Raw genomic sequence first — 2065 nt, forward strand, 5'->3', positions numbered from 1 at the left:
CCAGTTTTGTTTCATTTTACCCAAGGTGGCAAGGATGTCCTTCGTTTTTCTGAGTTTAAGAATAAAAGAATCATCTCCTTTTTTTATTTTCTCTGAATGATATTCAGCAGGGGTATAATCTGCAACGGCAGCAGCTAAAACAGCAACCTGACATTCAGGAAAATATTTAACGGTTTCCAGATACATTTCTTCAGCGGTTTCAATGCTGATAGTTCTGGCATTTGAGAGCGAAACAGGAAAAGCAAGCGGTCCATGGATGAAAATAACCTCAGCGCCTTTGTCTGAAAAGGCTTCGGCAAGGGCATACCCCATTTTCCCTGATGACCTGTTACCGATAAAGCGTACCGGATCGATGGGTTCATAAGTAGGTCCGGCAGTAATCAGGATTTTTTTCCCTTTCCAGGAAGCAGTCATTCCGACTACTTTAAATGTTTGTTTAAAAAGACTACAATATCTTCGGGTTCAGCCATACGTCCTTCACCGCATAATCCGCTGGCCAGTTCTCCTTCTGTGGCAGGAATAATGATATTTCCCCTTGACTGTAAAATCTCAAGGTTATTTCTGGTCGAAGGATGTTTATACATGTTTAAATCCATTGCAGGTGCCAGAATAACCGGACAGGTGGCTGATAAATAAGTAGTTAACAAAAGGTTATCGGCTATTCCATGAGCCATTTTGGCAAGGGTGTTGGCCGTAGCAGGTGCAACCAGAAAAGCGTCTGCCCATTCGGCAAGCTCAATATGGCTGTTCCATTTACCTGTCTGAGGATCATGACTTTCTGTATAAACAGGGTTTTTCGATAGCGTGGCAAGAGAAAGAGGGGTAATAAAATGATGGCTTTCAGGCGTCATAATTACCTTGACAGCATTTCCTGCCTTAACGAGTAAACGGATGATGTAGGCTGTTTTGTAAGCAGCAATACCGCCACAAACCCCCAGTAATATCTTTTTATCAGAAATCATTTTCCAATAGCTGTTCTTCAGAAATTTCCGGTTTTCTGAAATAGATTTTGCCATTTAAAAACTCATGGGTGGCAATAATGGAAGGTTTTGGGAGCTTTTCGTAATGAACAGCAATTTCCATTTGTTCCCGGTTGTCGTAAACCTCTTCCAGCGAATCGGTACGCGGTGCAAATTCTGCTAATTTGTCAGAAATTTCGTGTTTTTCAAGTACTGCAAGTTGATGAGCCCTTTTTGAAATAATGACTACGCTTTCGTATAAATTTCCCGAAATCTTTGAGATCTTTGTAATATCTCTCGGTACAACTGAAAGCTCGAGATGTTCAAATTTGTTCATCGTTATTTTAACTTTTTTAATTGTTCTGAAGCATTATTAAAGATATTCAACGCCTGTTGGGCATATTTTGTATTCTCAAAATCAGATTTATGATTCTGATAAAAAGCTATCGTTTCCTGAAAACGGTCTGTTTTTTTTGATTCAATACTGTTGACGGCCAGTTTATAATGTGCGTCAAGTGCCAGATAGGCCAGTTCAGGTTTTTCTTCTGTGGCAGGATAATCTTCAATTACTTTGGTGAGTGTCCAGATAGCGGCACGGTAATCTTCAAGCTTGTAATAAAGCCTTGCAACTGAAATGTCTTTTTGTTCAAGCTTTTTGTACAGTTCATCAATATACTTGTTGCACTCTTCCACCTTATCGCTTGACGGGAAACGGTTGATGAAAAACTGCAAGGCTTCGATGGCTGTTTTTGTGGAAGACTGGTCGAGGTAAATGGGGGGTGATTCAAGATAAGTACAGTAAGCATAGTTGAAAAGTGCCTGCTCGGCATATTTTCCGTAGGGATAAGTCTCGTACAGCAGTTTGAAACGTTGGGCAGCCACCAGGTTGTTACCAAGTCCGAAATGGCAGTAAGCATACATATAGGCTATGAGTTCGGCATCACTCGACACCCGGTAGTATGGCAAAATGTCTTCGAGCAGCAAAATAACTTTCTGGTATTCTTCCTTATCAAACAGCTCACGGGCAGTGGCATATTTCAGGTTGATGTCATCACTTTTGAGGATTTTCTGAAACTCACTGCAGGAACTGAAAATGATAAGCACAA

2 protein-coding genes and 1 pseudogene are annotated in these 2065 nt (G+C 40.8%); all 3 read right to left on the bottom strand.

The features are described from left to right. Positions 1-962, bottom strand: a pseudogene (coaBC, locus tag GX437_11290) (bifunctional phosphopantothenoylcysteine decarboxylase/phosphopantothenate--cysteine ligase CoaBC). Further along, on the bottom strand, positions 952-1296 hold the full coding sequence (locus tag GX437_11295) for a DNA-directed RNA polymerase subunit omega (protein NLJ08245.1): 345 nt from the start codon (positions 1294-1296) through the stop codon (positions 952-954). The pseudogene coaBC and the gene GX437_11295 overlap by 11 nt, the downstream one beginning before the upstream one ends. Before the next feature lie 2 nt (positions 1297-1298). Further along, positions 1299-2065 (bottom strand): outer membrane protein assembly factor BamD (gene bamD / locus GX437_11300; protein NLJ08246.1); only part of this gene is annotated, 767 nt, incomplete at its 5' end.

Source organism: Sphingobacteriales bacterium, assembly GCA_012517435.1.
Classification (GTDB): Bacteria; Bacteroidota; Bacteroidia; order CAILMK01; family JAAYUY01; genus JAAYUY01.